The organism is Shewanella sp. Actino-trap-3 (assembly GCF_002836275.1).
GTDB lineage: Bacteria > Pseudomonadota > Gammaproteobacteria > Enterobacterales > Shewanellaceae > Shewanella > Shewanella psychromarinicola.
Genome location: NZ_PJCE01000001.1, coordinates 310,725 through 334,755, shown reverse-complemented (window position 1 = coordinate 334,755; position 24,031 = coordinate 310,725). Strand labels below are relative to the sequence as shown.

The 24,031-nt window shown below is 38.5% G+C and carries 26 protein-coding genes, 1 tRNA gene and 2 pseudogenes; 5 read left to right on the top strand and 24 right to left on the bottom strand.

Features of this window, described 5'->3' with window-relative positions:
• Window positions 1–353 precede the first annotated feature (353 nt).
• Window positions 354–1,301 (bottom strand): magnesium/cobalt transporter CorA, encoded by a 948-nt coding sequence (gene corA, locus CXF80_RS01485; RefSeq protein ID WP_101030429.1) that lies wholly within the window; start codon window positions 1,299–1,301, stop codon window positions 354–356.
• Window positions 1,302–1,784: 483 nt separating this feature from the next.
• A complete protein-coding gene (gene yejK, locus CXF80_RS01480) occupies window positions 1,785–2,813 on the bottom strand; it encodes a nucleoid-associated protein YejK (RefSeq protein WP_101030426.1) in 1,029 nt (342 codons plus the stop codon).
• Between the two features lie 182 nt (window positions 2,814–2,995).
• Between yejK and CXF80_RS01475 the strand changes: the two genes are divergently transcribed.
• From CXF80_RS01475 to CXF80_RS01465, 3 genes are all read left to right on the top strand, one after another.
• Window positions 2,996–3,208: a YejL family protein gene (locus tag CXF80_RS01475; protein ID WP_101030423.1), complete on the top strand. Its 213-nt coding sequence runs from the start codon at window positions 2,996–2,998 to the stop codon at window positions 3,206–3,208.
• A gap of 86 nt (window positions 3,209–3,294) precedes the next feature.
• Window positions 3,295–5,085, top strand: coding sequence for a DUF3413 domain-containing protein (locus CXF80_RS01470; RefSeq protein ID WP_101030420.1), 1,791 nt, complete (start codon window positions 3,295–3,297; stop codon window positions 5,083–5,085).
• Between the two features lie 315 nt (window positions 5,086–5,400).
• A tRNA-Pro gene (locus CXF80_RS01465) sits at window positions 5,401–5,477 on the top strand.
• A gap of 189 nt (window positions 5,478–5,666) precedes the next feature.
• Here CXF80_RS01465 and CXF80_RS20720 read toward each other — a convergent pair.
• From CXF80_RS20720 to CXF80_RS01440, 7 genes and pseudogenes are all read right to left on the bottom strand, one after another.
• On the bottom strand, window positions 5,667–5,810 hold the full coding sequence (locus CXF80_RS20720) for a DUF4406 domain-containing protein (protein ID WP_157822166.1): 144 nt from the start codon (window positions 5,808–5,810) through the stop codon (window positions 5,667–5,669).
• 458 nt (window positions 5,811–6,268) lie between these two features.
• A complete protein-coding gene (locus tag CXF80_RS01460; RefSeq protein WP_101030418.1) occupies window positions 6,269–8,293 on the bottom strand; it encodes an AIPR family protein in 2,025 nt (674 codons plus the stop codon).
• Window positions 8,294–8,465: 172 nt separating this feature from the next.
• Window positions 8,466–8,744, bottom strand: a complete 279-nt coding sequence (locus CXF80_RS20015) for a hypothetical protein (protein ID WP_157822165.1) — start codon at window positions 8,742–8,744, stop codon at window positions 8,466–8,468.
• A 93-nt stretch (window positions 8,745–8,837) separates the two neighbouring features.
• On the bottom strand, window positions 8,838–9,023 hold the full coding sequence (locus CXF80_RS01455) for a hypothetical protein (RefSeq protein ID WP_101030415.1): 186 nt from the start codon (window positions 9,021–9,023) through the stop codon (window positions 8,838–8,840).
• Between the two features lie 256 nt (window positions 9,024–9,279).
• Window positions 9,280–9,492, bottom strand: coding sequence for a hypothetical protein (locus CXF80_RS01450; RefSeq protein WP_101030412.1), 213 nt, complete (start codon window positions 9,490–9,492; stop codon window positions 9,280–9,282).
• Between the two features lie 257 nt (window positions 9,493–9,749).
• Window positions 9,750–10,367, bottom strand: coding sequence for a hypothetical protein (locus CXF80_RS01445; RefSeq protein ID WP_157822164.1), 618 nt, complete (start codon window positions 10,365–10,367; stop codon window positions 9,750–9,752).
• 253 nt (window positions 10,368–10,620) lie between these two features.
• Window positions 10,621–11,670: pseudogene (locus CXF80_RS01440) on the bottom strand (transposase).
• Window positions 11,671–11,910: 240 nt separating this feature from the next.
• Here CXF80_RS01440 and CXF80_RS01435 point away from each other — a divergent pair.
• Window positions 11,911–12,117: pseudogene (locus CXF80_RS01435) on the top strand (IS110 family transposase); the annotation flags it as partial.
• Between the two features lie 7 nt (window positions 12,118–12,124).
• On the opposite strand, the gene CXF80_RS01430 reads toward CXF80_RS01435, so the two are convergent.
• The 15 genes from CXF80_RS01430 to CXF80_RS01355 form a co-directional block, all read right to left on the bottom strand.
• Window positions 12,125–12,511, bottom strand: a complete 387-nt coding sequence (locus CXF80_RS01430; protein ID WP_101030406.1) for a hypothetical protein — start codon at window positions 12,509–12,511, stop codon at window positions 12,125–12,127.
• 363 nt (window positions 12,512–12,874) lie between these two features.
• Window positions 12,875–13,870 (bottom strand): DUF4062 domain-containing protein, encoded by a 996-nt coding sequence (locus CXF80_RS01425; RefSeq protein WP_101030404.1) that lies wholly within the window; start codon window positions 13,868–13,870, stop codon window positions 12,875–12,877.
• Window positions 13,871–13,956: 86 nt separating this feature from the next.
• Window positions 13,957–14,880, bottom strand: a complete 924-nt coding sequence (locus CXF80_RS01420) for a hypothetical protein (protein WP_101030401.1) — start codon at window positions 14,878–14,880, stop codon at window positions 13,957–13,959.
• Window positions 14,881–14,946: 66 nt separating this feature from the next.
• Entirely contained in the window at window positions 14,947–15,213 is a 267-nt protein-coding gene (locus CXF80_RS01415) for a hypothetical protein (protein ID WP_101030398.1), read from the bottom strand.
• 463 nt (window positions 15,214–15,676) lie between these two features.
• A complete protein-coding gene (locus CXF80_RS01410) occupies window positions 15,677–16,174 on the bottom strand; it encodes an SHOCT domain-containing protein (RefSeq protein ID WP_101030394.1) in 498 nt (165 codons plus the stop codon).
• Window positions 16,175–16,570: 396 nt separating this feature from the next.
• Entirely contained in the window at window positions 16,571–16,960 is a 390-nt protein-coding gene (locus tag CXF80_RS01400; protein WP_101030392.1) for a lysozyme inhibitor LprI family protein, read from the bottom strand.
• 119 nt (window positions 16,961–17,079) lie between these two features.
• Window positions 17,080–17,442, bottom strand: a complete 363-nt coding sequence (locus tag CXF80_RS01395; RefSeq protein ID WP_101030390.1) for a hypothetical protein — start codon at window positions 17,440–17,442, stop codon at window positions 17,080–17,082.
• A gap of 411 nt (window positions 17,443–17,853) precedes the next feature.
• Window positions 17,854–18,183 carry a hypothetical protein gene (locus CXF80_RS01390; protein WP_101030389.1) on the bottom strand — a complete coding sequence of 110 codons (330 nt, stop codon included), beginning with the start codon at window positions 18,181–18,183 and terminating at the stop codon, window positions 17,854–17,856.
• Window positions 18,183–18,431, bottom strand: a complete 249-nt coding sequence (locus CXF80_RS01385; RefSeq protein WP_101030388.1) for a hypothetical protein — start codon at window positions 18,429–18,431, stop codon at window positions 18,183–18,185. The genes CXF80_RS01390 and CXF80_RS01385 overlap by 1 nt, the downstream gene beginning before the upstream one ends.
• Window positions 18,432–19,067: 636 nt before the next feature.
• Entirely contained in the window at window positions 19,068–19,520 is a 453-nt protein-coding gene (locus CXF80_RS01380) for a hypothetical protein (protein WP_101030386.1), read from the bottom strand.
• A complete protein-coding gene (locus CXF80_RS01375) occupies window positions 19,520–19,933 on the bottom strand; it encodes a helix-turn-helix domain-containing protein (protein ID WP_198554719.1) in 414 nt (137 codons plus the stop codon). Before CXF80_RS01375 ends, CXF80_RS01380 begins: the two co-directional genes overlap by 1 nt.
• Window positions 19,934–19,935: 2 nt before the next feature.
• A complete protein-coding gene (locus tag CXF80_RS01370) occupies window positions 19,936–20,331 on the bottom strand; it encodes a hypothetical protein (RefSeq protein WP_101030385.1) in 396 nt (131 codons plus the stop codon).
• Window positions 20,332–20,528: 197 nt separating this feature from the next.
• A complete protein-coding gene (locus CXF80_RS01365; protein WP_101030384.1) occupies window positions 20,529–20,894 on the bottom strand; it encodes a hypothetical protein in 366 nt (121 codons plus the stop codon).
• 96 nt (window positions 20,895–20,990) lie between these two features.
• The gene (locus CXF80_RS20360; protein ID WP_232772017.1) at window positions 20,991–21,113 is read right to left on the bottom strand and encodes a helix-turn-helix domain-containing protein; all 123 of its coding nucleotides are present in this window, start codon (window positions 21,111–21,113) and stop codon (window positions 20,991–20,993) included.
• 54 nt (window positions 21,114–21,167) lie between these two features.
• Window positions 21,168–21,911: a tyrosine-type recombinase/integrase gene (locus CXF80_RS01355; protein WP_232772016.1), complete on the bottom strand. Its 744-nt coding sequence runs from the start codon at window positions 21,909–21,911 to the stop codon at window positions 21,168–21,170.
• A 598-nt stretch (window positions 21,912–22,509) separates the two neighbouring features.
• Between CXF80_RS01355 and CXF80_RS01350 the strand changes: the two genes are divergently transcribed.
• On the top strand, window positions 22,510–24,024 hold the full coding sequence (locus CXF80_RS01350; protein WP_101030383.1) for a flavocytochrome c: 1,515 nt from the start codon (window positions 22,510–22,512) through the stop codon (window positions 24,022–24,024).
• Window positions 24,025–24,031: the final 7 nt, after the last annotated feature.

Sequence of the window (24,031 nt, the reverse complement as noted above, 5' to 3'; positions counted from 1 at the left end):
TAGAGAAATAACGCTGTTTTTGTTAATCACTGGCTCATTTCAACGTTGCAAACTAAATAACCTCAACGTGGAATTATAAACGGTTATAAAACAACCTATTTCAGCTCTTATTCTGAGTTGATGTTAAGTATTACGGCTTTCCGTCAGGCCCTTATCTAACAATGAAAGATCAATATAACACCACCATAATATTGAAGTAAGGCGTGGCTTTTGGGGGTTATTGAGTCCAATTAAACAATAATGGTCTTAAGGTCAATTCAGATAACTAAATACCCACTTCCGTTATTTTTGGGTATAAAAAAACCATCAACTGACAACAATTGATGGCGTTAATCTTGTCAGATAGATTGCTGCTATAACCAACCTTTTCGTTTAAAGAAAAAGTACGTTCCCGCCGCGCTGGCAAGCATTAATGCGACCGCCATCGGATAGCCAAATCGCCAATCGAGTTCAGGCAAAATATGAAAGTTCATCCCATAACTGCTGGCAATCAATGTAGGCGGAAGAAACACCACTGCCGATACCGAAAATATCTTAATAATTTTGTTTTGTTGTAAACCACTGAAGCCCATAGCCGCGTCCAACAAGAACTGTAACTTGTCGAAAATAAACTGACTGTGTGGCATCAATGATTCAATATCCGATAACATCTCACGAATATCTTTTAAATTGTCATCCGATAAACTGTCTCGGTAATAACGTTGCATATAACGAAGTGAACGCTGAGTATCCAATAAACTTAACCGAATTTTACCGTTAGAATCTTCTTGCAAGATGATCAGTTTAAACACGTCATCAAGCTCTTCGTCATTAAACACTTGCTCGCCGACATTTTCTAATACGCTGTACACGTCTTCAATTAAGTCAGATAGATAATCCACTTTTAAATTAAACAACTCTAACAATAACCCCTGTGGAGTCGTAATATCCAAGCGGCCTAAACGTAAGTAATTACGTAATAAACGGATAAGACCCACATCTTCTTCACGTAATGTCAGCAAAAAACGTTCACGCAAGTTGAATGACACGTTCACAGCACGTACATCTGAACTCACTCGCTGTGGAAACAACGAGTTAATATGTAAACCATCTTTGTTCTGATAAAAACGCGCTGAGGCTTCAATTTCATTTATATCTTCTTCATCAGGGACTTCTTCAGCAGAAAATAATCTCAACCATTTGCGCTCTTCGTCGTCGGGTTTTAATAAATCTAACCACAAGGTCGACTCGGGCACTTTATCGCCAACCTTCAATTCGGTGGTGATTAATTCTCTATTTTGATAGGCGTATGCAGTGATCATCGCTCCCCCAAAGTCTGTTAGGCCATACAAAGCATAACAAACATAAACACTCAAAAAGTGGCGCTAGTTTACCCAACTACCAATGAATGAAAAGTAAAATGTTCAATAGCGCCAAAAATCGTACCAATTATATAAACAGTTACATAAATTCTAACATCACAGTGATCAGTTCAGACTGACTTACACTGTCTAACTATAAGTAACCTCAACGCTTATCCAGCGATACGGTTAAGTGTATTGAGGTAAATAGTTGGCATACTTTTTACTACTCATTAGCGTAACGCATCGCACCACTCAACGGAAACATCACTCGTGAAGTAATACCTAAAATACCTAACATCAGCCTCAGTTGCTCGCACATTCAACAAAACATAACCCGAGTTAGACTTACATGACTTGGTGTCAGTATCTTCGCTCATAAAAAAGCGCCCAAATAGGGCGCGATTAAAATACATAAACAACATATAACCGGTTAAAATTAACTTAATCGCCTTTTAAACGACGATCCAATTGGTCTTTCAAATTGGCCGGCACACCTTTAATCAAAAGAGTGTCAGATATCGGGTCATAAATAACCCGCTCACCTAAATGCCCACTATCAAAACTCAATGTCACCCCGCCGCCGGTACCTGAAAACTTCTTCAAGCTACGTAAACTGGCTTTATCTGCCGGAAACTCATCATCTAACTCATAACTGCCGCCACAAGCAAAATCGTAAAATGAATCCATACCCGTGTCGGCTAACTCGTCGGCTAAATCTTTTACTTCAATCGCATCCCCTGAATCCGCTCGTTCAGAACAATATTCAAACACTTTATTGCGACACTCTTGGCGTTCATCTTTGGTTAACTCACTGCCCGACACAAAATCTTCAACCGCATGGATCAAGGTTTTGTTTTGCGCTTTGATGTTAACGCCTTCGACACAGCCCATAAAATCTAAAAAGAAGTCAGCCACTTTACGGCCCGCGCGGCCACGAATAAACGAAATATACTTACGAGAGCTTTTATCTGCCTGCCACTCGGTTAAATCAATTCGCGCGGCTAGTTGAATATTGTTTAAATCTAAATGGTTGTTTTGCGACAATTCCATATCATCTAACACCGTCATCGACGACTTCGCGCTTAATAGCGCCACAAACAAATAATCGCTCGTCATGCTGGTGTAGCAAGACATCAATAAAAAACCGCCTTGGCTAAAATCGTACTTGGCCAGTTCTTGCTGTAATAATTGGCTCGCTTGGCCGCTAAATTCAACAAAGCCTAAATCGCCACTGCGATATCCTGTCAGAGCATTAGAAAAAGCATCATTGGCTTCGCCATCATCACCACTGGTACCAAAAAAACCAAACCCCTTACCCGCTTTACCCGTAAAGGTTTGATGTAACTCTTCTAACATGGTTTCAACAGCGTGAGTATTAAACAACGGTTGCGGGCGTAAACGACAGCGCATTTCCCCCTGACTGTCTTGAGAGATTTCGTGAATAATTGCTTGCTCAATCCTAATGCTCATAAGCCTTGTTAATCCTAGTCTGTCGCAGATGATAATTTATGAAAGAATGATATCAGACCAAGCGTGTAAATCGAACAGGGTTTACGATATTCCTTACATAGACCGAATAAAACTTGAGGCGAGCGACGACTAAATCCGTTATTATGTGCAGCTAATTCATTCTTTATTGACGTTTTCTGACTATGGCAATTCAATCTAAATACACAAACACTCAAGTTGAAGCACTTATCAGCGAGCTGCTTGCAGTTCTCGCTAAGCATCAAGCCCCCACCGATTTAAGCCTAATGGTATTAGGTAACTGCGTGACGCATTTACTCGAGCAAAAAGTCCCAGGTGAATCACGTCAAAAAGTCGCGGAGCAATTTGCCAAAGCCTTAACACAGTCGGTTAAGTAATCGACTCAATAAATTTTTATCGCTAAGGCTAACAATCAGTTACACTGAGAATAGTCTTTGATAATAATGCAGGAATACGAGTTAACATGATCGAGCGTAAAAAGCAGCAAATGACGCGTGATAAAGTGTCACGCTTAGTTAATTGGGGTCACTGGTTTGCCTTCTTTAATGGCATATTGGCGATGTTAATTGGCGCTCGATATATTGGCAGTGTGGGCTACCCAGAATCCGTTATTGGTTGGTCATATCTTGCCATCAGTACCATTGGTCACTTTACGTTTTTAGCCTTTATCGTTTACTTAATTTTTATCTTCCCGATTACCTTATTACTCCCTTATTCTAAAATTTTACGCGGTTTTGCTGCATTTATCGCCTCAATGGGATTATATGCTCTGCTGTATGACACTATTATTTATGATGACTACGGCATCCACTTAAGCCCCTTTGCCTTCGATTTAGCCTGGCAAGACCTCAACGCCCTATTACACAGTACCTCATACATTATTACCCCTATTGCTATTGTGGTTGTTGAACTCACGGTTGCCAATTTTTTGTGGAAACGCATCGACAAAATTCAGAAAAAACAATGGGGCAACAAAGTCGTACTGTTTGTTGGTATCTGCTTTGTCAGCAGCCATTTATTGCATATTTGGGCCGATGCTACAAACATAACCGAAATCACCCGTTTTGACGATGCATACCCAGTGTCATACCCTGCAACAGCACGATCATTTATGGAAAACCATGGCATTGACAGCAGCATGCAGTCAACTGAATATCGCAATACTAAATCACGCAATCTGAGCTATCCCATCAGCCCGATGCAATGTACTGCAGACAGCCAGCCAAATATTCTTGTCATTAGCATAGACAGCCTTCGCGCAGACATGGTCGACAAGGTCACCATGCCGTTTTTAAGCCAATACCGTATTCAAAATCAGCGCTTTATGAACCATTATACTGGTGGCACTGACTTTGAAACCAGCATGTTTACCTTAATGTATGGTTTACAAGGCAATTATAGCGATCGTAAAGAGTTTGATAGCACCAGCCCGATCTTAACCAACATTCTTACGCAGCAAGGCTATCAATTGGCTATGTTTGCGCCTAAAAGTGATGAATATATTGCCAATAGTGCCATGTTTAACGATATACACATGCACACCAGTGAAGGTAGAAATGGCAGCGCCGATGCCGACATCAACACTATTAATGCAGTAAATGCATGGCAACTTAACCAAACACAACCGTGGTTTACCCTAGTGAACCTTACTGCACCAAAAGACTACGACACCCCCGTTGGTTTTCTAGGCGTGCAAACCGTTAAACCTCACGTGGCATTAAAGCCGGCACAAAAAGTATTGTTTAATCAATATCGTCAATCACTTAACTTTATTGACCAACAGCTGGCTACTCTACTCGATAACGTCAGTGATGATACCGTCGTGCTGATCACCGGCACTTACGGCCAAGTATTTACCAGCAACACTAATGATGCTCGCAGTAATTTATCGCCAGATAATGTCAACGTGCCACTCATCATTCATTGGCCAAATAGTCACAGTAATAAAATCAACTACCGCACCAGCCATTATGGCATCGCGCCAACCTTGCTTAGCCATGTTTTAGGCTGCACGAACCCAAGCACAGATTACAGCTCGGGCCGCGGTTTACTTGAGCCTAACAATGAAACCTGGGTATATATTGGCGACAGCCGCCGCTTTGCCATTTATCAAAAATCAGAGATAACCGTATTAGATCGTTTCGGCAAATACCGCATCTACGATTTAGACTATAACAAACGCTTGGACAAAAAGTTGAGTGCGCCAGAATTGATCCAAGTGATGCGCGAAGGTCGTAGGCTCTTCAATCAATAGTTAACACTATTGATTGTGTGTGCAATAACCTCAGTGGGCGCATTCACAATCTATAGTCCCTTCATTATCGACCAGATCCTTAATCTTAATGGTATATTTCGATAATGAGTAATCTAGGCTTTTCAGCAAATGGATATTTTATAATCAATTGATAAACGGCTGATAATTAACTACTTGCACTAGTTAATTACAGTTGATAAAGTGCTTATTCACTTAGTCACCCAAAAGCTAATAGACTAACTAAGTGATGTTTTGCAAATCTTGCTGAAGATGAATATTTGACGCATTAACATTGTGAAACACTAGCAAGAAATTCGGTATGTAGCGCAGCCCGGTAGCGCACTGTCATGGGGTGTCAGGGGTCAGGAGTTCAAATCTCCTCATACCGACCAAATCTAAAATAGAAAAGCCTGTATTCATCAACTGTTTACAGGCTTTTTTGTGTCTAAAGACAACTCATGAATACTATTGTCACTTTCAAACTCAGGTCAAAATCAGGTCAAAATCAGGTCAAAATCAGGTCAAACCATCAGCTCTACAATTACACCTTACGTTATTTTCATAATAAGGTTTTCTAATGTCTAAAGTGTAATCTTATTAGGTTGGGTGGCACTTTTAGCTTTTGTTAACGACTTTTGCACTTGTGCTGCCAAGTTTAACGCGTGCCGATTGCAATCTGGCAAACCAGACATAGGCCCAGCGATATACACCTTTTTACGGATCATGTGTTCACCAAATAACGAGTAAAAAAATGGGCTCCTATAAAGGAGCCCAACGGCGAGGATGTAACGAGAGAGGAAGCAAAGCCAGTTACGTAGTAGTATCAAGCATATCTAAATATACCCGTTTTTAAGGGCCGCAAACACGCCATATATGGCGTGTTTTACGCCACATATGGCGTTGAGGTGTTTGGGTTTTCGTGATATGTAAAACCGATATTTCTTAACCTAGATTTAAAAGTTATCGGCTAAGTGAGTTGCTGCAAATAAGAAATGGTGCACAAGCTATCGGCAAACTTATTAATAGAAAAAAGTTAAGCCACTAGGATTTAACATGCTAAATCACATTATGCGAACTATATTTAATTGAGATTAACGCCTAATTAACAGGCTTCAAATTGTTTGCTAAAATGTTTGAGGTACTTAAAACAGCAAGCTGTTTTAAGTACTTGTTTTATTTCTTGTTAGGCATCAATTAGCTCCATGGTTTCAGGATCGACTCTTTCAGGGTCGAAACAAAGTACATTTCCTTCTTGATCATACACAACACCGTCTTTCTGGTTATTCCTTAACCCTTCTTCAACGAGGAGACTTACTGCTTGAGAGTACTCTCTAGAAGAACATTTTAATTCTTTTATTACAGGATGTTGGCCGCCGGGCTTCCATGGTTGCGGAGGTAGTAACTCATGAACTCTTAACGCAAAATCCATGCTCACTTTTACTGCATCTTTACTTTTATTTTCCAATTTACTTGGCCCACTTTCTTGAAATTTGATGGTATCCTTTATTCTCTCAAATCCGTTTAGACTAAATTGGGTAGTAGCTTCCTTACAAAGGTCTATATACAAACTTTTCTTTCTCCAGCCATTACCACTTATTGAGTCTGGTTTAACAGAAACAAAAAACTTCCAAGTAGATACAATTAGCTCTTTAGTGTATTTATCGGTATCCAACTGTGATATATCTTTTGCATTGAAATCAAAAGTATTAAATATTCTTGCGATGGCTATAAAACTAGTTATTTGTCTCCAACGTTTTAAAAATCGTTCTGTAACATTTTTACCAATAGGTCTGATTTCCTCTAAGACTTCATCTGTATACTTAATAACAAATGCTATCTTTGGCCACACAGATAATAACGTTTTATCTGAGAAAACCATTTCATAAGATTCATCCGAACGCATAAACTTTGATTTAAGAATTGTTGCTTTTTGAGGTGACTTCAATATAAGATTTACAAAACCAGAAGCAAGGGATAATGGTGTGATTATTTCTGAAATAGAGTGACCTAAGTTTAAATAATAATTCTTTCTTCTTTCATAAAAATACCCGTTTATTTCAAGAATATCCTCAATATCTCTTTGTATCTTATCTGTAGCATGAAGTGAAGACAATTCTACACTTGTTTGATTATTTGTTGCTCGGATAATCGTATCCCTAATATTCTCATCTTGGGAAACGATTACTTTAATTAAAACAGAGCGATTCTTAGCATCATTATTTCCAGCATTGAAGTGGTTAAATATCGATTCGGTAGTTTGTAAACCATTAACTATCTGAATATCTTGTAACTGAATTGAACCACCGACTAAACTGGCAGACGTTGCTAATATGGTTACACCATTGTTTAACCACCAAAAATCAGGAGACTCTTCATTCTCAAGAGTGTACTTAATATCTTCGTTGACCCTATTGATACCCATGAAGTCCCTAACATTTGAGTCAAATAGGTATCTCCTTAGCTTATTATCATCAGTTACGAAACCATAATAATCTTTTAAATTTGCTAAAAGTACATACCTTTCGCCCCTCGAAAGAACCTCTGAATAGGGTAATTCTAAACAAAAATTTGGTATTTTTCGGTGTAGCTCTACTAACTCAGCACTACCATGAAAATTAAAATCGACATTTACATTACCAAAAAAATCATGGCTAATTGATTTTATTTGTTCAGCCCTAGCAATGATTGATTCACCAACGGTTGCAGAGTTACCTCTAGAGGAATAAGAGTAATTCAAAGAGAAATCACTCATTTTGGCTGATAACTTTCTGTATGCAAATTTTAAATTTTCTCGACAGTTTAATATCGTTTCAGAATATTCACCTTTTAACTCTTCTTTTGCTAATCCAAGATCAAACAATTCAGAAACGCTGGCAACTAAATTATCTAAGGGAGCTTGTTTAAACGTATCATGTAACTTACAAGTAATAATCCAAACCTCGAGCTGTGCGCCAGATTTAGGCCATATAAAAGATTGAGGGTCCACCAGTAGGTGGCCATTCACGAAAATAAAAAATCCATCTATGCCGCCATCATTACGACCATCGACTGACCCACTTTCAATCTCCTCTCTCGACAAATCGAAATCTTTTAATATTTGTTCAAAAGCTAAGTATTCAAAAGCCTCGTCACGACGAGAAGATGGTAACTGTATCTCAACTCTTTCATCAACTATTCCATCAATTAAGAGCACATCATTCTTGGCCATAAATTATCCTTAAATTGGTAACCGTAATATGTAAAGATGCCTAACTTTTAGTATTTATGCGTTGCGCTATTTGCAAGGCATAAATCGCTTGTTGGACTTGGCCGATGCCTAGTCCGGGTTAATTGGTACGCTTTATGCTACAAATAATCGTGGGTGGCCATATTTCGCAGCTTTATGCGGCCTTCAACTTCACAGCAGCGTTAACTTCTAAGAAGTCCGATTCGGCTCTATTTCTACCATTTATTTGATTATTAGTATTCATTATAGATAATAAAAGTTTTAAGTTTTCAGCATTAAATGAACTCAAATATGGTCGAATTAGCTCATCAAAATATGCATCAGACATATTAAAACTCCAACTATTTGAAAAACCCTCGATTATTAATCTATGACAAGAATCTATCCAATCTTGAGTGGTTGAAATTGATAACATATTTTCTATATACTTCACATTTTCCTTGAGTCTATAATCATCACCAAAGTTAATAAGTCTAGGAATTCAGTAACGAGCTGCTTATTAGCAAACCATCCATTAACATTAAATTTATTTCTTAATGAAATTTGCTTTTCCTTTGTTTATAAAATATTGCTGAAAGACGTTTATATTTCGCTTCAAATTTTGCTTTTCCACTTTTTGATTTGCGACTTCGGTTGCTAATTCAGATTTTGCACTTTCGGCTTGTGATGCTTTTTCTATTAACTCTATGTTATTAGCGTTTTGTTTTGCCAAAGCCTCTTCTTTCAGTGTTGCTAATTTTTGTATTCTAAAATTTCCTCGTCTTTATTTTTAATACTTCTTGGTGGAATTGCTGAACTTTCTGTACTGAAGATCTTAGTTCATTACTTTGTTCCAGAGTTAACATCGTTTCACTACTAAATTGATCTCTTCTTAAGGCCCTCACTTTTATTCCATTCTGTATAAATAAAATGAAATCGTTGAAGGATTGGTTGAAGGAGTAAAATAACACCTGTAATTAGCATTGGTATTAATAATGTTGAGTATAAAAACCATCATCTGATGGTGCCATAGCTAATTTAAAATTACTCATTCTTTCATCAAATACTTTTGACCCAAAAATAAAAGGTAAAACTATTAGCCAGTTATATAATATCCATGAAAAAATATAAGTTCCATAAAGAGGACTACTTACCCTTTGATAAAGAGCCGCCTTAAACGAGTTGGTTATTTCTTTAATCATTAATATACCCCGATCCTTGACTGAGACTTGATAAAGCTAACGGGACTGTAGAATAACTCTAACAGTCAAATTCACTTAAAAAATGAGCTCCTCAAATCAATCCTAAGCGCTTTTAAGACACTCGGTAATGCATTTTTGGAAACCATAAAACAGACTGTTTTTCTAAAAAAAGTAATTCTACAGCCTCAACGCCCATATAAAAGGCGGCGCGTCAGCGACGTCCCGCACACGAAGTGGAGCGATTTTTGATGTGTTTGTTATGCATTTACTATGGCGAACATAGCTTTGTGTTCTGCCTCTTTCATTAAGCGAAGCTGATTTATTTTATCTTTCTCTTCATGCATATATTCAACTATATCCCAGCTAGAAATGTGATTTTTTGGGATTTTATATTTTTCCCTGAGTTTTGTAGTTAACTCAGCGGCCATAATCCCAAGCTTGGAGTATTGATATTGCCTTTCTTCAAACCCTTCACTGTAGTCTGGCGGAGATGCCACATGCTCAAACGTACTGTCAATATAGCTCACGGCATCTTTTATGAGATTTGGAAAATAAAGAATCTCATACATTAATTCAGGGGGGAATGATTTCCAGTTTACATCTTCCAGCTGAACGTCAAGCTGTGGAGGAGTTACTTGAACCCTTGAGTACCCCTCAGCATCTGTTTGACCATGATATAAGCCGTTATCACCAACGACAGAAGCGCACCCTTCCATGAAAGAATCAAAGACGCAGATCATTCTGATTGCCAAATACTCCGCTTCTTTTTTTTTCGATCTGTTTTCAGCATACAGTTCTCTGACAACAGAGAATATTGCACTTAGCAAAGAACCAAGAACGATACCAACCAAACCGAAAATATATTTTTCATCCATATTAAATACCGATGGTTCACTTATGCATAAAGTGGAAATACAGAGCCACCCATTTTTTGAAGTATCAACATAACCCCTTTCTATTTGAGTTGCGATCACTTTGTATAATTTTATCATCGAGCAAATTCAACAGGATGGTTTAACAAATTAGCACTCGATGGCCAATTCATCAGTAATATGGTCGATTTAACGCAGCAGGAAAGCTTGATATCAATCAAGTGGAAAGTGGTGTTATGGAGTTAAGAGTTAGCGCTTAGGCACACAACCAACGCTGGCAGTTTGATGCGCCTTGGCGTCGCTTTCGCTCTAGATGCTCACAATATGCTGTTAAGGCAGGTAACGCCCCTACCGCACCTTTGAATAATGACCCAAACTCTGTAGTGATTTTTAACCAGTTCTCGGCAGGTATGTTTAGTCTATTAAGAATAGCTTGGCTGCTTGAACTAATTGCACCCTGTTTATCCTCTCGAATAATTCGCCCGGTATCTTCAACCAGCACAATATAGTCTTTTACACTAAACATTAATCCGTTAGGCATGTTTACACGTTCATTGCCCACAAAAGGAAATAACGCTATTGGTTGTTCACCTTTTTTTGCTGAATTTATTCGACGTTGAATACTGGTGTAGTCTGAGGTTTCTGGTGTGGTGGCCATTTGGGCTCTAATAGGGTTTAAATCGACATAGGCCATACAGCTCAGAACAGCTGCTTCGTCGAGTAACGCCTGGGATTTAAACCGCCCCTCCCACAAATTCATCGGGAATGAATTTGAACAGCTTTAGCTGGCCCGAAGGGTGAGCTCCATGGATGACGGAGAATAAAACCTGCCTGTGCACTTATCTTCTTTATTGGCCTGTCTGGCAATCGGCTCACTCAAAGAGCGCATAAACCAACTGATATCAACCAAGCGTTGTCGATATTGGGTAATGCAATCATTCACGGTGTTATGTTCAAATTCGTTTAAGTCTTCCCCCTTAACAAATTTCTGCGTCAGTAATGTCCCTTTAAAGCCTTTGTGCCACTGAACCAACACGTCTTTATCTGACCAGTGTTTCACTCTAGCGGCATCGACTTTAACGACGACATGTAAATGATTGCTCATCACTGCGTAGGCGCAGATATCAATGGCAAAAATGGTGGCAAGTTCAAGGATGCGTGAATCAACCCATTCACGCCGATGCTCAAAATTCTCACCTGTTGAATTATCGATACCACACAGAAAAGCCTTACGCACCACACGTGAACAGCAGTGATAATAAGGCGTATCTTCTAAACTAACGATTGTTTGTCTTGGTCTGGCCATCTTCAATTACCATTTAGGAAGAGTAAATAAAGCGTAGTTTATTGTTCGTTATTTAGCCGCTTGGGATGGGTGGCCATGTTATTTCCAAATATACCCGTTTTTAAGGGCCGCAAACACGCCATATATGGCGTCTTTTACGCCACATATGGCGTTGAGGTGTTTGGGTTTTCGTGATATGTAAAACCGATAATTTCTAGATTTGATTTAGAAGTTATCGGTTAAGTGATTTGCATTGATTGAACAGTTTTATACATGGCAATGATGTCGGCTATGCAGTGTAACCCTGTGTTTAAAGCCGCATATCAGCGACTACTTGGGCAAGGAAAGCCCAAGAAAGTGGCTATTATTTCATGCGTCCGAAAGATGGTAGTCATCCTTAATTCGATGCTAAGGGATGGCGTCATGTGGGATGAGAATACAGGTAAAAATAAGTTATTGACGCCATAGTCGTTTGTTATATTTTGTTATCACTCTCTTTATTATGAATTTTACTTCGTCCATCTAAATATATGTAGTCTAACTCTTTATCTGTAACAACCCTAGGATCGGAAATATCTAGCATCAAAGTGGTATATTCCGTGACCATTTCTACAAAAGTAGCTTTTCTTTTTAGTAAAGCTACTTCCATATCTACGATTTCCTTTTCTATCACCAACTGACCTTCAGCTGAAATATCACCTTTACCATCTATCTTCGAAGTAAACTTAGAAACACTTAAATTAGTTTTATCTTGTAGAATTGAATACTGGTACCTTTCTTCTAATTCACGTATAAGCAAATCAATATTATCTAAATAACCTTTCCGTTTTTGAGAGAAAACATTAAACCTACTATCTCTCATTTGGATATTGATTGTGATTAATATCGCTATAAATGAAAGTGAGCCAATGAATGTTGATGTAGTACCGCCTAAATAAGAACCAAATGCGCCCCAATCTTTAGGTATAGATGATAATCCACCATCTACATTGAGAGCGTAAAAAACAATTGGGGAACCAGTTACTATAAGCAGTAAAAAAAGTAACAGTAGGTAATGCTTTGAGCTTATATGATTAAAAATGATGAAGCCTCCTCAAAATATAACGTTTTAGTATTTAAAGCTTAATATTGCCACCCGTTATTTTTTCACCGCGCTGCGGCTTAGTTCAACGCTCGCGTAATAGGACGCTGCTTCGCGCGGCCTATCCTTATTTGTTAGGTGCATTTACTTTATCACTCTGCTTTCCATCATTAACTGCTTTCCTTTTCTAGTCAGCCTCCAAAACAAAGCCATACCACCTTGGGTAGTTTTGTTATAAGACGTAGTGATTAGTCCATATGCTTCTAACTGAATCGTGACAGTTTTAAATTTCTGATCATTAATGCTTATAGTCGTTCCGGACTTTCCTTCTCTTTCTAGCAAGCTAGATGCTAATTTGCTTTTAACAATACCGTCATTCGGATTCTCAACAAGATAAGGAGATATAAGAGCAAACAAATCCCTCCATGTTATGGTGGAGGAAAATGAATATTTAGTGCTACCAGAATAACCAGACTGCTTGGTGTAGTAGGAACCATTGATAGTAAATTCAGAATCAATATCTGCAATTCCTTCAATGGCCAAAATTTGTTGGCTACCAAGTTCGTTTACTGCATATTGAAGTTCAGAATTTTCCTTTCTTAGTTTATTAATATCAGAGAGAACGTCTTCATTTGCTACATGATTAGCTCTTACCCAACCAACGGCAGGGTACATCTTTATAGTTTTAGTTAAGCTAAGTGCTACAAGACCTGGAAGCTCAGAACCTGCTTGCCAAAATTTTACCAATCTCCCCGTCATAACTTTGTCTTTAAAAGCTAAGAGTTTTTCTCTAAGTTCTGGGTCCTTCTCCGACTTACCAAAGGGAATGTCGTCTGGATCACCATGAATTAGAGCAACAACTTTAAGGCCTTGTTCAACAGCGTAATTAAATTCTTTTTCGGTATAGCTAATCCCATCATCTGTTGTCGAACCGTAACGCCCACCTATAACAAGTAAATAGTAGTCGCAATCATCGATTACTTTTTTAATAAACTCCCATTGCTCTTCATCAGCAGCAGGAAAGAGCTCCATTCCTGCCGGAATACAGTCCATTTCCATAAGAGCTTGAATCACATGCTGCCTTTCCTCTTTCAAATCAGCATATGTTGAGCTTACAAAAACTTGATACCTTTTATCCATGAGATCTCGTATTTATTGAGTGCACCTAACGCCGCCATAATTTGCTGCTTGAAGCGCAGCGTAAGGCGGTCAAATTGGTGGCCTTGTTAGGCTGATATGTCGGCACCGAACACCCTGATAGATGTTTCAGCATCAATGTCCGGAACTTTTTTTAGTATCTTGCCTGTTACAGACGGTTCGTTAAGGTAACCGATAATGCCGCCTTCCTCTTTTAAAAAACTTTCTTTAAAGCAACCTTTAGCTAAATCGGGTAATTCTTGCATTAATCCCAATAGCTCTTTTAATCCTGCATCTGTAAGCTTAAATGCGTTTTCAGATAAGTGACAAACAACTGCAACATCTTCTTTTTCTATTTTTTTAAATAAATCGTTAATATCACCTTCAACGACACCCGCCTTAGCATCCTTTCGCAACTTCTCAAATATTGGTTTTACCTCAATATTTCGTTGTTCCCATATAGCTAATACTTGATTGTAGTTGTGAAATATTTGCTTGATGCGGGGTAAGTTATTAAAAGCCAATCGATTTTCGGCAACACTCTTAGTGTTTCCAGAAAATGATTTTGTCAGAAAAACCAAGCCTGATACATCAGTGTCTGCTCTTTCGTAATCAAGAACTAATGGCCCGAAAGACATTCCTCTCAGGGGGGTAGAATCTATGGATTCGGAATAATTATCTTTAATCGCTTCTAAGCAGCGAAAGCAACTTTCTGCCTGTAAAAGCAGTTTATTGAGGGCATGAAGCTTTTGCACATGATTATCACGGTTCTGCTTTCTTACTGATGCTGAGTAGCCAGCCCATGCACCCAAAAGTGTAGCTAAAAATGGAGCAACAACAGGAAATACGTAGTCCTTGAAAACATTTTCTGTTGGTTTTAGCGACTCAACAGCCTTAATAAGTAATTCTATTTCCGTCAATGCCTGATTCCCTATATTGCCTAACGCCTTGCTCACCGGCAAGTAAGTTGGTGCTGTTTTTGCTGTCTTTTGTTTTAGCAAAAACCGCGACAACTGTATCGAGTCCTAGTGCAGCAACTTGTTATGTGTGGAATATTTACTCATTCTTACTAATTGAGTCTAATCAAGGATGTTTCCTTCATCATCACGAGAATAATCACTACCGCAAGCACCGCAAGTAACAGGAATGATCTCTACCCATATACCATCGATTTCTTCTTCAAAATTCCCATCGTCTCTCGTATAATTTTCAGCAATATCCTCAACTTCCTCTCGCTGCTCTGGTGTTAATTTAAAATAGCTATCACTGTACTGTTCTGCTTCGACTTTCCCATGACACTGTCTGTCCGAACCATCTGCACAAGGTAGTAATATTGCTTTACTCATCTTCATTCTCCATCTGGGTAATTATCGAATTATTATTCGTTATTCCTTCACAGCCACAAGGCAAACCACATAACGTTTTAGTATTTATGCGTTGCGCTATTTGCAAGGCATAAATCGCTTGTTGGACTTGGCCGATGCCGAGTTCAGGTTAATTGGTACGCTTTATGCTGTAGGGATTTGCTTTTTTTGATGCTGGCTCTGGGCTACAGAGCAGTTTTGAGTCAGTTGATATCGAGTAGTGGGTAAGTTTTTCATTGAAATTCCTTTTCATCGTATTTTCCTATCATACATCTTTAAGCTTGGCTGATTCAATGAGGGTTATACACTCAATTGAAGCCTCTGTTGGCTCCGCGCAGCGGCTTAGTTCAACGCCTTGCTAAGCTGCTGATAATAGTTGGCTAAAATGCGTGAGGAACGAACAGCAGCCAACTGTTAGCAGTCCCTTTAAGCAACTTGATAAGTGTTATTTCTCAGCCAGTATTTTTTTCTTTTCTGTTTCAAATTCTTCCTGACTTAAAACGCCACTATCTAAAAGTTCTTTAATTTTGGTTAAACGATCATATTTATCAGTCGCCGCAAGAGTTGTTTGAGTTGCTTCTTTATCAACACATACAAAAATTATTTCTATTCTTGGAAAGTTGCCAAGGATATATGGTGGTGCCGCAGTGTGTTCTGATACGGTTAACATATTTTTATTACGATCTTTTTTTCGACAAAAATCATCTGCTCTTTTAGTAGCCGAACTTCTAATTCCTGATGTTCCACTAAAACCAGTAGATGCCTGATGAAAAATTCTATATCTTTCCCCTTGAATCTCTTCATCTGAAATATAGAAATCTTTCCCTTCATATACAGCCCCGTCAAAATGTGACGTGCTTTCACTTTCTTTTTGAATTGGCGACATACTTGAGCATGCACTAATAAATAAAAACATTGGAATAAAAAAAATTATATTTTTCATAAACACCTTACAATGATGGGATGGAAACACTTAACGTTTTAGTATTTATGCGTTGCGCCGTTTGCATGGCACAAATCGCTTGTTGGACTTGCCCGATGCCGAGTCTAGGTTAATTGGTACGCTTTATGCTATAGGGATTTGCTTTTTTTGATGTGGGCTCTGGGCTGCGAAGCAATGTTGAATTGATTATGAGGCTTGATTTGTATGTGTTCAATTGCAATTCCCTTGTCATTATGGTGTTCCATCACATCTTTTTTAAGTCTAACTGATTCAATGAGGTTAATACACTCGATTGAGTCAGCATTAGGCTCCGCGCAGCGGCTTAGTTCAACGCCCGGAGCACGGGAAAAATAGGATCGCAGCAGAAATCTTTCCCTGTGCCTGCGCTTGTTAGTTTTAGTTTGCAATGATACGTAGCAGCTGGATACGTTGTTTCAGAACTTTTGCTTCGCACTCTAAAGCGGTTGAATAACTTCCTGTTCCCATATTTGCGCCAGTTGCGCCCAAGTATAAATTACAAAAAGAATTTTTATAATTTTCAAAATCTTGTGAGTTTTTCTGAAAGACTTTTGTTAAATCAGGAGCTACCTTATATTCCTCCTGGCCCACAACAACCGCATTAACCTGTGCCAATACCACTTTCAATTCACTTTTTCGTTCTTCAACAAGGTCAGCTAAACAGCTTTCGACCTGATATTTACTCTTATTTTCCCAACTGCACTCTTCAACTTCTGCGTATGAATTGAATGCCAGTGCAACAAGAGAAAAGCAGATAAATTTTTTCATATAACATCCTGATTGTTATTCTTAAACTAACGCCTCATTAAGAGGCAATAAAATAGTTGGTAAAAATAAGCGAGGAACGAGCAAAAACCAACTATTTTTTGTCCTGCTTTAATGACTAGTTATACAGATATTTTTACCCAACCTTCTCTTGGGCTGTCAGCAACTAGACATTTAATCATATTTATTACTTCATCTCTTGTTACCAATTGACCTTTAATAATAGGCTCATCAGTTAATCGACTTGAGAAAAACCTTACTCCTTCCAGAGTAAGTTTATACATACCTTCAGAGTCTTTATTTAAAGTAGGATAAGGGAATTTTTCTTTTGGCTTGAGGTGAGTACCATAATTACTCATGAACTTCTCTAGTGGGTATTTTTGACCAGACATTAATCCTGTAACCTCCAAGATTGCTTGCATGTATGCACGCATATCTTTGGAGTTAGAACTTGGTGGATTAACTAATTTATTAAGTACTTCCATTTGATAATTCTCCTTCAGCCTGAAATCTGTATAACGTTTTAGTATTTATACATTGCGCTGTTTGCATGGCACAAACCGCTTGTTGGACTTAGCCGTTGCCGAGTCCAGGTTAATTGGTACACTTTAGCTATAATAATTTGCTTTTTTTGATGCTAGCTCTGGGCTGTAGAGCAGTTTTGAATTGATTATGAGGCTTGGTATGTATGTGTTCAATTGCAATTCCCTTGTCATTGTAGTGTTCCATCACATCTTTTTTAAGTCTAACTCATTCAATAAGGTTAATACACACGATTGAATCAGCATTTGGCACTTAGTTCAACGGCGCAAAGCGATGAATGAAAGTTGACTAAGATTGAGTGAAGCGGAACCTAGCCAATGGTAAAAGCACTGCTTAAATGACTTTTTAAAAGTTTAATCACTAACCTGTTTCGATTTTTTTGATGGCGTAGGTATTGCCATTACTTTTTTGACTGCCGATATTACATAATTAAGCGAAAGTCCGATCCCTGCCATACCTGCGACCCCTAGATACTCTCTCCATGAAGAAGGAAGGTTTTTGGAGTCTCCCACTAAGGCTGCGTAAATCATTTCCACACCGCCCAAAATAGCGAATATTGCCAAGAAAACCAATACAATATGGCTTATTTCAAACTCTTTACGTTTATAAAACTCTAAGCTAGCAAATAAAACACAACCTACAATTGATATAGTTATTCCAATGGCCGTACTATCTAAAGACATTATCCAACTCCTTTAGATTCTTTGCCTAAAATGGCTCCCAAAATGCCACCAATGATAGCTCCAACTGGTCCACCGACTGACGCTCCTAAAGCTGCACCGCCAATTAACCCTACAGCCGAAGAAGTATCACCCGTAGCTTTTGTTGAATTAATCAACGTGTTTTGACACTTATGACATGAATAGGACTCTGGTGTTGCCTCATCTGGTATTTCACAAATAGCATTACACTTACTACATTTGTACTTCATAGGTATTCCATTACTCTGAAATTGAAAACAGCTAAAGGCGAATTAGCGTGAATTACGATAAACATTCTGAGAAACTCATAATAACGTAACGCCAGAGTATCTTTAATTATCAATAATTTTAGAAACTTATCAGTTTTACAGTCTAATATCAATCACCATTTAGAGTGGGTGAAACGTTAATTTTTGTATAGCTACAACCTAGTTTCAGTATACATACAGCAGTAACATTTTCATCTTGGAAAATAAAAAGATCGAGGGTGATCAAAAGTTGGTGTTTGAGGGGAGCAAAAGCTATACGATATTCAAAAACACATTTAACGATATATTATTCAATATATTCAGCCGCTTAACTATGCTTTGACAGTATTGAGATTGATTGACTTTAATAGGGTTGATAAAACAACAACATAACCCCCTAAAATTTTCATATGTAGTGAAGCACTGCGCTTGTCCTCCCCCGCAGTGCACCGAGTCAGAAGGACCCATTAAATTTGGACAAGATAATAACAAAGAGACTAACTTGCACTCCTTCAAAGTAGAATTTGAATATCTTTATTTTAATTTTTTTAATTTCAAATGCATAACAGATGATTGATACTGGCATGGATTAAAAGCCATGCCAGGTACGTTTACAGATTAGACTCTTAGTGGAGGAATTATTATTGGGCTAATATTTAAGCGAGCGCATGAAGACTGAAGAATCTCTCTCCAGTAGGGCCATACATGATAGAACACATGTTTTTCCCCAAATTGGTTTATTTCTTCTTCTGATAGCTCACAAGGTGATTCATATTGGGCTATAAATTCTGCTTTTACTTCTAATAAAGGCTTAACAGAGTCTTCATTCTCCAAATCCTCAGGTGACAGAAATCTAATACCAACAACTGTAAACAACTTATAAATCCATTTATCATTGTCGGTTTCTAGGCTTTTGCACATTCTTAAGCCTTTAAGTTCCTGCGAGTTTTCTAAATTATTGTCATCAAAGCTCTCTGAGTCTACATCGTCACGAAGATTTACATATAAACTTTTAAGTATCACAGACTGAATCAATAAATTATCAGCACATTTTTTTATTTCAGGTGTCATCAAGCGACCTTATTTTTTGACCATTCAACATCAAAGGCAAGATAAACATTTGGTACATTCTGTTTTTTAGGGCTTTTAGTCAAAAATAAATGCTTCTCAGATTTAACCCATCCATTTTGACTAGGCTTAGCCTGTTCAACTGGCAATGTGACTTGAGGCTTAAACCCTAATGCAAAGCAGATATCAGAAAATGAACCTAGTGTCATATTTCTAGAACCACTTAATATTTGTGTTACGTAGGATTTTGATTTCCCTAATCTTCTTGCAAGCTCTGCTTTAGAAAGCGACAAATCCTCGAGAATCAAAAGTAAATCTTCAGTCACATTAAATACAAGTTCTTCTCTAGCGAAAGCTTTTTGATCTGCATTACTAAAATCTTTACTTTTAGAATAGAACATATGTTTGGCACTCATTATCATTTCTCCTTACTATTCCAATTAGCATGCACTTTATCAGTATCTCTAGAATCGAGTTTCCCCTTATCTTTATAAGTGTAATGACTAATAAAATACGTGTTTGGATACTTAGTAGATAGCCAGCAATAAGCTCTGACTGGTATCTTCTTAAAAGCGTTAAACTTTCCTTTCCCTTGGGGCAAGTTCCCTTCTTGCGGAAAATTCTCATTGGACATTCTCTTGCCATCAGCCAAACGCTCAATTAGCTGTATAATCGTATTTCTAACAGTTTTCTGCTTCTTATGAGGGGCAACGCTAATCAATGCATCCTCAAAACTGTCCAAGGCTTTATCACAATGCTCAACTGTAAAGTGTGTACCTACATGTTTTTTTTTAAGTTTTGGGCCACTCTTCATGATTCTCAATTATTATAGTTAACATATATGTAAACCTTAACGCAATTACACACCTTTCGATGATTAAATGCAAATTTATTTTTAATTTATCTAGACTACATTCAACTTGTTTAGCAGTTTTCAAACCTTACATGTTGTAAAAAAACAACAATACATATGTATACGTCATATACATAATATTTCTACCTAGTATCTATTCACCCCACCAATCCAATCTCGGCCCTTCTCAACCAATACACATAAGACTTCTTACTATCGAATCCCATCAAGGCCCACTGCCCTTTGCAGATGTAGTGCGCTCTAATGGCCCGTATACATTGCGGTGTTAACCGCTCAATCATCACATCAAACTGTCTAACTTCACGCGGGGGCGTTATCTCGACCACTGCCGAACTACCGTAAACAATCACCTCGCCTAACTTGTCGCACTGGCTTCGGCTTGCAAACTCTTGGCCAAATTCTTGATGGGCCCAATAGTTACCCCAGCGCGTTAACCCATGACGCAACGCCTTCATGTTCAGCGTCACTTGTTGATGCTGCAGCTGCACATTAATCTTCATCATTATTCTTGATCATTAATAATCGCCCTTATTTCATCAATCCCTAACTTAAACACCTGGGCGCATATAGCCGAAACATCATCATACGGCACTCTCACATCACCCCCTTTCCCAACGCTGATAAGTCCGTTCACTTACCCCATAAATCTCGGCCACTTCGGTCTGGGTTAGCCCGCGAATATTCCTGCCTGTTTTCAAAAATTCAAACCCGCGTAATGCCATTTCGCCCCCCAAAACCTCTAATTGCATATTCTTCTAATAATGATGCAGTGATCATCACAGCCACCCACTCGCAGTCATGATTTGACCGTTCTCAACTTCCACAGACGATCTAGGCAATATCTCGGGCGCAACAGAAGAAAACCCACGATAAATTAAATATTGATGATATTGCTCTAACGCTAAACTCATGCCCTTATCCAAGGTCGATTTAACGTACTTACGCAGCAACACAGGTAAGGCATGATTCAGCAAACGTTCACCAATCATCGTATCAACACCTAAGTCAGCAACAATGGTCCTGAACAATCGACGTAAATCATGACTAGTAAAATGTTTAAAGCGGATTTGAGTGTGCCAATCATGAGCACAACGAATGGAAATAGCACCACTGGTGCCAGGGAACAAATAAGCGCGTTTGCCAACATGCTTTAGCTGCCAACATTTATAATGCTGAATAAGTGCCTTAGCTGAATCCGTCATAGGTACACGATGTTCTTCTTTGTTCTTGGCATTACTGGCCGGAATAACCCAATAATCACCTGCAAAATGCTCCCACCGAGCCAAACGGGTTTCGTTAATGCGAGTACCAAACATCATCATCAACACAAACAACATCTGCACCGGCATCACCACTGCACCTAAACGAGTAAACAACTCGACCAAATCTGACTCAAACAAGCGCGTATCCATGGCATCATTCACTTTGATGGAATAAGTCACCCGATAACCAGCTAACGGATTAGCACTAATCAATCTAAGCTTTGAAGCCGCCGCAGTCTTACTTATTTTGTTGGTCATTATGTACATTTTAACTTTATTTATATTTTTAAAATTAAAGAGGGTTGATGTACAAGGTCTCATACCACAGCATAGCCCATGCAGTTCGGACAGTTTGTTAGCTAACGCTATACAAGTCTTTTTCTATCGCTAATTGACTTAGTCAGCTCATTAACCAAGCTTGTTTTTGTGCTTTAGGAGTATCAGGTAATCTGAGTATATAAAATAGCGAACTTAATTATAAAAGTGATCTCAAATCGATTACGCCTCCTCATTTCTTTATTTCTTTATTCCCACCATGACAGCCTCCGCCCTTTAAACATATCAACGCACATAGCGCGCCTTATTTTAAAAACATTATTCAATTAAAAAAATTATTTAAAGATCATTAAAAATATACGGTTTATGTAAACAATCATCCTGAATATGATTACAAGCCCTAGCAACAATGATCCTGACACAGGGAAAAGGTCTAGTTGATTGAAAAATCCGTTGGCAGAAAAGATCTTCGTTATGGAGATCATGAATAAGTTTTCTCGTAAATTTCACTCGTGATGAATGTCACCACTTATAACGTTTTTGCAAACTAGTATTAACCTCTACTCAATAGGAGGTATTTATGCAAAATAGACGTAATTTTTTAAAACTAGGGGCAGGTGCGGTATTAGGCGGCGTAGTCACGGCTATTCCAGGTACTGCTTTAGCAAGTCCATGTGGTGATATTAAATGGGATGAAACTAAAGATATCATCGTAATCGGATCTGGATTTTCTGGATTATCTTCGGCTCTTAACGTTAAACGTACTACCGGAAACTCAGTTCTTGTTTTAGAGAAAATGCAAGTTATCGGAGGTAATTCAGCGGTAAATGGTGGCTGGTTAGCCGTACCTAAAAATCCGATTCAATTGGCGCAAGGTATTACCGACGACGCACCAGCCGAATTGGTTAAGGACCAAATGATTGCCGGTAGAGGAATGGCAAACGAAGCCATGCTCACACAAATTGCCGATCATGCTTTAGATGTATACCAATTGTGTATTGATAGTGGCGTTAAATTTAAAAAGGACTTCAATATTCAAGTTGGGGGCCATAACAAAGCCAGAGCGATGCGAGTTGAGCATGGTACTGGTGGTGATATTACAACCAAACTGTATGAAGTAGGATTGAAAGAAGGCATTGAATATCGTCTACAAAGTTATGTTGAAGACTTTATCATGGATGGTAATGAGATTATTGGTCTCAAAGTTCGTCAGAATTATCGTTTCCCCGATATGACAACGGGCAAGAGTGTTTACATTAAGGCGACAAAAGGGGTAATCATTTCTGCTGGTGGCTACGCTAAAAATGCCCCGCTATGCACTGTCTTTGATCCTTCATTAGACCCAGACTTAGATTGTACTAATGCACCAGGAGCAACCGGTGAAGTGATGTTAACGGCAATGGCTCATGGAGCATTACCTGTTCACTTAGATATGATTCAATCTGGCCACTGGGGTTCACCTGATGAAGGAGGATTTGGTTGGTCAAATGCACTATTGTCAATCGGTTGGCACAAAGGTCTTTCAGCTAGCGTACTTAGCGGTAAGCGTTTTATGAATGAACGAGCGGATCGTAAAACGTGTACCGAAGCGATGTTAAAACAGCGTTATGAAGATAACTCTCCTGCTTACCCGGTAGTATTTTTCAATTATCTAGATCATGCCGATGATGACCGTGTAACGAGATCATTACGAGACAAAATGGCATGGAAAGTCGATAGCCTACAAGAGCTTGCTGAAAAATTCAACATTCCACTCTCTGAATTAAAATCAACGGTTATTAGATTTAATCAACAAGTTAAAACAGGTGTAGATGATGATTTTAATCGTCAAATGGATACTGCTGTTGAGCTAAAAGCCCCCTTTGTTGTGTCTCGCATTTGGCCAAAAGTACATTACTGCATGGGCGGTTTAAGAACCGACATCGGCGGTAGAGTATTTGATGGGAAAACACTGTCTCCAATCAAGAAAATGTATGCCGTTGGCGAGGTAACAGGTGGAATACATGGAAGAGCACGTCTTAGTTCTACATCATGTTTAGAATGCATTGCAATGGGTATTGTCGTTTCAAAAACGATTCAGGCCGACCAAGCTTAAGGAGTAT